At 67.5% G+C, this 8,025-nt stretch carries 4 protein-coding genes; 2 read left to right on the top strand and 2 right to left on the bottom strand.

Features of this window, described 5'->3' with window-relative positions:
- Positions 1-70: 70 nt before the first annotated feature.
- On the bottom strand, positions 71-4,315 hold the full coding sequence (locus ACIN94_RS32485) for an OmpL47-type beta-barrel domain-containing protein (RefSeq protein WP_400714773.1): 4,245 nt from the start codon (positions 4,313-4,315) through the stop codon (positions 71-73).
- 279 nt (positions 4,316-4,594) lie between these two features.
- Here ACIN94_RS32485 and ACIN94_RS32480 point away from each other — a divergent pair, with 279 nt between their 5' ends.
- Both ACIN94_RS32480 and ACIN94_RS32475 read left to right on the top strand, forming a co-directional pair.
- Positions 4,595-4,993: a hypothetical protein gene (locus ACIN94_RS32480; protein ID WP_400714770.1), complete on the top strand. Its 399-nt coding sequence runs from the start codon at positions 4,595-4,597 to the stop codon at positions 4,991-4,993.
- Between the two features lie 70 nt (positions 4,994-5,063).
- Positions 5,064-7,205, top strand: a complete 2,142-nt coding sequence (locus tag ACIN94_RS32475) for an MMPL family transporter (protein ID WP_400714767.1) — start codon at positions 5,064-5,066, stop codon at positions 7,203-7,205.
- Between the two features lie 379 nt (positions 7,206-7,584).
- On the opposite strand, the gene ACIN94_RS32470 is transcribed toward ACIN94_RS32475, so the two are convergent.
- A partial coding sequence (locus ACIN94_RS32470; RefSeq protein ID WP_400714764.1) for a hypothetical protein occupies positions 7,585-8,025 on the bottom strand: 441 nt, incomplete at its 5' end.

Here is an 8,025-nt window from a genome sequence, read left to right as displayed (position 1 = left end):
TACGGCGGCGTCCCCGGCGCGTACGCCGTGGCGTACACCCTGGCGTACACCGTGGCCACCGCCGGCCCGGTCAGCCGCAGCTGATCGCGGTGTAGTCGGCCTCGTAGGACGAGGTGACCTGCTTGCCGTCGATCGTCGCGGTCCCCGTAACAGTCACCTTGCCCGCGCCGATCTGCCCGGCCCGCGCGTTGAAGGACTGGTACGCCTGCTTGCCCGGGGCCACGTCGGCCACGGTCTTGGAACCGTACGGGGTCGTCAACGTCACGGTCGCCGGCACATCGCCGCCGTTGACGGCCGTCACCGCCACGTACGCCGACGCGCCCACACAGCGGGACGAAGCGGTCACGGTCAGCGGAACCCCCGGAGAGGAAATGGTCACCGTGAGGGTCTTGGCGTCCTCGACGTTGCCCGCCTTGTCCGTCGAGCGGTAGGCCAGCGTGTGCGAGCCGTCGCCGGAGACGACGACCGGACCGGTGTAGACCGTCCAGTCACCGCCGTCCAGCTTGTACTCCGTCCGGTCGACCCCGCTGCCCTTGTCCTCATCGACGGCGGTCAGCGTGACCGTGACCGGACCGGTGAACGAGCCGTTCTCCGGCTGGGCCGGGTCGGTCGTCGCGGTCGTCACCGGCGGCGTCTTATCGGCCACGACGACCGGGGTGAAGCTGAACCGCTGGTTGTCGGCGTTGCTGCAGGTCCACTGGATCACCGCGGCGCGGTCGGCCTTGGAGTTGCCGTTGATGTCGAGGCACAGGCCACTTACCGCCGAATTGACCTGGTAGGCATCTCCGGACGGGATGAGATAGAACCGCTGGTTGGGCTGGTCCTTATGTCCGTCGGGATGGCAGGTGTACTGGACGAGCTGGGTGCCCGTCGCGGTCGAGCCACGCGGCACGTCAAGGCACTTGCCGCTGTTGACGTTCTTGAGCTGGTAGGAGCCAGCGGTGAAGGGAATGGCCTCCCACTGCTGCTCGCTGCCCTCCGTGGCACCCATCTGAACGATCGTGGCGTCATCGGCGGTCGAGGCGTTCAGCGGCGTGACGTACTTGCCGCTGCTCTTGGGGGAGATGGTGTAGACACCCCCGAGCCCTCCTCCGACCGTGACTGTCGCGACCATGCCTGCCCACTTCTTGCCGTCGTAGCCGGAGTGGAGCCTGCAGATGACGGTCCAGGTCCCTTCCCGATCGAAGGTGTATGAGACCGGCGGACCTCCCGGCGAGACAGCGCCCTTGGTGACCTCGAAGATGTCGCCGCCGTTCGGGTCCGGGTTGCCGCCGGGCGGCACGAGCCAGACATCGTGCGGCATCCCCGCGTCCGGCTCGTTGAAGTGCCAGGTGACGGTGCCACCGCGGGCAATATCGCAGTTATCGGGACTCCACCCCGTGCCCGTGGCGTAGATGTCGCACGTCGTGGGGAGCGTCCTGCCGCCGTCGAGCACCGTGAAGATGGCGCTCTGCGGGTTGGAGGTGTTCCCGGAGTAATCGGTGGCTCGGTAGTCGACCGTGTACTTCCCCGGGTTCTTGAACGGGACCGGCGCGTCGTAGGTGGTCCACGCTCCGCCGTTGACGCGGTACTCGACCTTTTCCACGCCGGCACAGCCGACATCGTTGGCGGTGAGTTTGAGCGTGGCCGAGTCGACGTAGGTGTTCTGCTGGCTGGGGTGGGCTCGGCCCTCGATCTGGTGCGAGACCGTCGGTGCCTGGGTGTCCTCCGTGCACTTGCTAGAGGGCTTGAACTCGATCTTGATCAACTCCATCTTCGCTGTGGAGTTGAGCTGAGCGCGGCAGCAGCCGAAGGTCCAGCGCCCCATGTAGAGGGCGCCGTCGGGCCCGAACTTGGTCGGGATCACGAAGCTGCTGTTCGGCGTGCCGAAGTGGTTGACCGGCAGCCAGTCGTTGACCCGGAGCATCTTGTTGTTGTCCGCCCGCAGGCGCACCTCCTTCCAGAACCCGTTGTCGGCGCCACGGTTAGTGATCAGCCACGAGCCGTCGTAGTAGGGCGGGAAGGCGCCGGGACCGAAGCTGTCCTTGTATCGATAGACCGGGCCGGTGACCGGCTGCATGCCCCCGGGGCCCAGGTCTCCGAAGTCCTTCGGATTCTCACCGCCGGTGTTGCCGGGGTACTTGCGCCAGATCGTCGCTGTTTTCGCGGGGCCTGGGATTTCATCGAGGCCTTGGAATGTGGGCTGCGAATTTTTACCGCCCGACGGGGCCCAGTCGAGGTCGGCCGGGATCTTGTCGAGCGAGCAGTCGTACTGCTGACCGGTCGAGGAGTTGGTCTCGTAGTTCCAGCGCCACGTGGTGTTGGTCTTCGAGTTGTCGCCGACGCAGAACGGCCAGCCCTGGAAGCCGGGCTCGTCGACTAGATCCCACTCGCAGGTGCCGGCCGGGCTGCGGTTGGCCTGGTCCACCGAGTTGTCGTGGCAGTACTCGCCGACGACGACCGTACCCGGGTTGGCGGGGTCGGTGTGCACCGTGAACGGCTGCCGGAAGCCCATAGCATAGATCTCCGGCCGGGTGTTCGCGGTGCCCGGCGGGAACATGTTGCCCGTCGGAACCGTGTAGGTCTTGTCCAGACCCGGGTCGGGGGCGCTCCCTGGGCCCGGAGCCGGGATGTCCTTGAGCGGTTTAATGCGCAGGACCTTGCCGCGCAGGTCGGCGGTGTTGGCCGCCGTCTTGCGTGCGTCCCAGCGCTCGGAGGCGCGATGGTCCATCGGCACGTAGCGGTTGTGGCCGGACGCGTTCGGGGAGACGTCGTCGCCGACTCCGAGGTAAAGGTTGCCTTCGGAGTCGAACACCAGGCTCGCGCCGCCGACATGGCCGGGGCCGTTGTCGGTGGGGCCACCGGGGAAGCCTGAGGGGTTGCCCGAGATCTTCGCCTTGGGCACGCGCAGGATCTCCCGCTCATCGTATGGATGTGCCGGGTCACCAGATGCTTGTGCGGGCTCGAACGCGGTGCCGGTCTCGTTCAGCGTGAAGCGGCTGATCAGGTTGTAGCCGACCGTTATCGTGTTGCCCGTGGTCGGCCAGTCGGGGTTGCGCGGGGAATAGTAGACGTAGATGTCGCGCTTGCTCGGATTCGATAGGTCGAAGCCCGGCTCCAGGCTCATTCCCAGCACGCCGTCCTCGGAGTTGCCGTGGTCGGCGCGGGTCGGGATCTTCGCGACCGTGGTCGAGTTGTTCGCCGGGCCGTTCGGATCGTGCATCTTCACGTAGCCCTCGGACTGGTAGCCCGTTGTGGGGCCGATCTCGGTCCAGTAGACCTTGCCGTCCGGCGCCACGTCGATAGCGATCGGGCCGTTCGCATTGTTGACCAGGGTCGTGCGGGAGAAGTTCGACCACACGGTGCCTGAGCAGTCGGTCTTATTTCCCTCGCCGGCGACCCAGCGTACCCCTCCGACGATCTGCTTGATCAGCGGGTTGTCGCCGCCGTTCTCGCTGTAACGCACGCCGAAGTGGCCCTGCGAGGTTACCCAGGTCCGCCCATCGTTGTAGGACCGCGGGGTGGCGGTGCCGTCCTTGACCCTGTCGCCGTCGTAGAGCTTGCACCACGTCGTGGGGTGGTCCTGGCCCATTTTCTGGGTGCCGGTGTTGTAGGTGCGCTCGTCGAAGGTCTCGAGCACGTGGTGGGTGCCCCGGACGTTGCGGACGAAGTTGTAGTGCTCGTCGGCGAGCTTGTAGGTGTCGGGCAGGTCTTTGGTAGAGAGGTGGTTGTGGTCGGCAACCTCGACGGTTGCGGCGTTGCCGGTCGCCGACCCACTCGAGTGGGCGGTCATCGTCGTGCCGACGACGCTGTCCGGCCCGCCGTCCCACCAGTCCCACACGGACACGCCGGCGCCGGCGTCAGTCATGTTGTGCACAGCCGCGACCCCGCCGCGGTTCTGGGTGAAGCGGATCAACGCGTCGCGCTGTGCTTGGTCGAAGAGCGGTCCGGGCCGACCGCCGCCGGCGTACGACCACGATGCGTTTAGGAGCAGGATCGCGTTGTATCGGGCCAGGTTCTCGTCGGTGAAGATTCGGGGGTTCTTGTTCGGGTGGTTGCAGTTGTTCGTGCCGCCACCGTTGTTGTCGCAGTCCTCCCAGTCGACCTCGTAGCCTGCGGCCTTGAGAGCGGCCTGCACCACCGGGCGACCGTTGTCGATCGCCTCGGCGTGCCGGTACCCGGTCGTGCCGGTGTAGATGAGGACCCTCTTGCCCTCCGCCTGGGCAGGAGCCGCAAGGAGGGTTCTGCTAGCTTGCCCGGTGATCGTCGCCGGGGCAGCAGCCGCCAGGTGGGTGCTGGTGCTCTTCGCTTGAGCAGCGGTCGCTGGGGCGAGCATCTGAGCCCCAAGAGCGACCGCAGTCAGCGCGATTAAAGAACCCCTCACACTCCGCGCAGGCAGCGCGGCGTTCCGCATACCACTCACTTCCTCTCCCAATGCGGCGGCGACCAGCCCCGCGGCCGGAGCGATGTGGTTCGACCGCCTGAAGGTTAAGACGTAGCGTGGGTGCCTTTTGCATCACTGTCAAGAACTTCCGCCACAGAAACTACAAAGCTACGTCGACCAAAGACGTTAGTTGTCTTGAATGAGACGGTTTCGTCCGCTAGCGTCCCCGCTATGAGCGGGCAGAGAGTTCACAGGCGGCTTCTCAGCGTCACTGCGGCCACAGTTGCGATCGCCGTCGGGGCACTGGCTCTGACGGGATGTAGCGACGATTCCGGGGAGGCGAAGACGCGGGGGCGCGACCTGACCGCGCTTCAATGCCCGATGGTGGAGACGGGACAGGGCGTCAACCAGTACAGGCCCGCGAAGAACGCCTTCGATACGGCGGAGCTGCTCGAGATGGAGCTCGCTGAGGCGCGTGAGAAGGCGGCCCGTCACAACTGCGAAATCATCGTTTCGCGCGAGGACGACAAGAGCCAGCCCGTGCCGATAGAGATCGACCCGACGAAGATCTACGTCTACGTCGCGCATGGCGTCGTCAGCTACATAGAGGGGGTCGGTGGTGGGCTCTAAGGTCGGCGACCCGATGCGACCTCTCACCAGGGCTTCCGTAATCGCCGCCGGTCGGCGGTCACGGTGGGTCGTGATCGCGGTGTGGCTTGCGCTCGCGATGCTCGCGGTGCCACTACAAGCCAAGCTCAGCGAGCGGGCCGCCGACGAGAGCGAGACCTTCCTCGTCCGGGGATCGCAGTCGGCGGAGGCCAAGCGGATCATCGGCGAGCGGTTCCGGAGCGGCAGCGAGACAGCGGCGGTGATCGCCTACTTCCGCGAGGGCGGGATCACCGACGACGACGGGCGGCGCGCCGACGCCGACGCCCTCGCGCTGTGCCGGTCCGGCGCGATCCCGAACTTGACGATGGTCGCCACCCCGTACCAGCGCGCGTGCGGCGAGACCGATCCGCTCAACATGAGCCCGGGCGGCTCGCTGCTCACCTCACCCGACAACACCGTCATCTTGAGCACGGTCCTGATGACCGACGACTCGACGCCCGCCATCGAGCAGGCGGTCGCGGCAATCCGCGAGGTCGTCCCGTCGGCCGCCGGCGACGAGAGCGGATTGAGTGCCTTCGTCACCGGCCGTGCCGGCTTCGAGGCCGATCGAAAGGCTGCGGTTAAAGGGATCAACGGGACCCTCTTGGCAGTCACGGTCGCCGTGCTGCTGCTCCTGCTGCTCGTGACCTACCGCTCGCCGCTGGTTGCTCTGGTACCGCTGGCCGTCGTCGCCCTCGCCTATCTCGTCACCACCGGCCTCACCTACGGCCTCGTGGCCGCTGGCCTCACCGAGGTCAGCGGCCACGCGACCGCGCTCCTGATCGTGCTGATGTTCGGTGCGGGCACTGACTACTGTCTGCTGATCGTGGCGCGATTTCGCGACGAGCTGCGCCGTACACGGGACGTGGAGGAGGCGATGGTCGCCGCCGCCCAGCGCACCGCCCCGGCGATTTTCTCCGCCGGAGCAATCGTCATCGGCGCGATGCTGGTCCTCGCCCTTGCCGACTTCAACGCCACGCGCGAGATGGGCCCGATCCTCGCCCTCGGCGTCGCGATCATGGTCTGTGCCGGCCTGACGCTCCTGCCCGCGGTGCTCACCGCCCTCGGGCGACGGGCGTTCTGGCCCGCGATTCCCCGCCTCGATCCCGAGCCCGCACCTGCAGTCACGTTTTGGGGACGCGTCGCGGGCCTCGTTAACGCACGCCCGAGAGTGATCGCCGTGGCGATCACCGCTCTCCTCGCTGCGGGTGCGCTGGCCAGCATCGGCGGGCGTCCGGCGCTCGACTTCTCCGAGTCCTTCCGCGAGGCGCCGGACTCGGTCCGCGGCCAGCAGGTGATCCGCGACCACTTCATCCCCGGCCGGGCGGCGCCGCTTCGCATCGTCGTAGCCGACGAGGCAGGCGGGAAGGTCCAGAGCGCTCTCACCGAAGGCACGCACACACCCGTCGCCGACATGCACGCGGTGGCCAGGTCGATCGGGGCGGACGGCGACTCCCTGGGTGCGGAGGCGCAAGGCCAGCGAAGGTCCGCGACAGACTTGCTCATCTTCGATGCAGACCTGCGGATGGATCCGTTCTCGGAGCAGGCCACCGACACCGTCCCAGTGCTGCGCGAGGTCGCTGATCGCGCGGCCGACGGCCAGACCGTCCTGATCGGCGGGACCGTGGCGGAGAACTACGATGCCCGCCAGGCACTCGAGCGTGACACCAGACTGATCGTCCCGGTCAGCCTTGCCTTGATCCTCATCGTCCTCGTTGTGCTCCTGCGCGCGGTGGTGATGCCGCTCTACGTGATCGCGACCGTGGTCCTCTCCTTCGGCTTCGCCCTCGGCGTCGGCTCCCTCTTCTTCACCCACGTCCTCGGCCAGCCGGCCTCAGACCCAAACCTGCCGCTGTACGCGTTCATCTTCCTCATCGCCCTGGGCGTCGACTACAACGTGTTTCTTATCAGCCGGATCAGCGAGCTGCGTCGGCAGCACGAGACCCGCCGCGCGGTGACGGAGGCCCTTGAGCGAACCGGCGGCGTGATCACCTCCGCCGGCCTCGTGCTGGCCGCCACCTTCGCGACCTTGATGGTGCTTCCGATGGAGGCGATGTTTCAGATCGGCTTTGTGATCACCCTGGGCCTGCTCGTCGACACCTTCCTCGTCCGAGCCCTGCTCGTCCCCGCTCTCGCGGTGATGCTCGGCGAGCGAAACTGGTGGCCCTCCAGGAAGACCGCTACCCCGGGCTGACCGTCGCCGCCGCTGCTTCCCATCTCGCTCCGCGGCGTTCGCCCAACGCGGTCATGGTGCACACACCCGTGCACGCTGGCAGCAGCGGCCGCGTGCAGGTGTGGGCAAAGTGGTGCGGGCACGGTGACCGTGACGGGGACCTCGACGATCGGCGGGAAGCAGGTCACCTCGTCCTACGAGGCCGACTACACCGCGATCAATTGCGGCTGACCGGGCCGACGGTGGCCACGGTGTACGCCACTGTGTACGCGCCGGGGACGCCGCCGTACTGAACCGGGGCCGGCCGACCGATCGGCCGGCCCCGCCCCCTATAGCCCGCCCCTATAGATGGCACACGTCCCGGACGCGCCCAGCGGGCGGTGTCGTCCCGCCCGCGGGGTCAGGACTGGTTGAACAGGGAAAGCGTCAGGGTCGAGTGGTACTCCCCGGCGGCGACGTCGACCGCAGTCCGCAGGGCCAGGTCGGCGTTGACCTCCCAGGTGCCGATCTCGCTGGCGGAGTTCGCGGTCGAGACGAGCATCTCCTGGCCCTGCAGACCCACGGCGGGGGCGTCGGTGCCGTCGGAGATGACACTGGACACCGGCTCACCGGCCTCCACCGCCCCGGTGGAGGAGCCGGTCAACAGGCGCGGAGTCCATCCCAGGTACTCCGGGCCGATGGTCTTGGCGGGGTCGCCGGTCGCGGTGAACTGGCCGGCCTGGCCGACGACCGCCCAGAACTCGCCCTCGGGGATCTCCTCGGGACTGCGGGTGTCGCTCACCGTGACCGTCGGCGTGGTGCCGGTGAACTGGCGGGCGGCGGCGTCGGAGCCGTTCTCCTG

Origin of the sequence: Streptosporangium sp. NPDC087985 (assembly GCF_044741965.1) — a bacterium.
GTDB lineage: Bacteria > Actinomycetota > Actinomycetes > Streptosporangiales > Streptosporangiaceae > Streptosporangium.
Note: the sequence above shows the minus strand (reverse complement) of the source record. Positions and strands in the feature narration are given on the sequence as shown.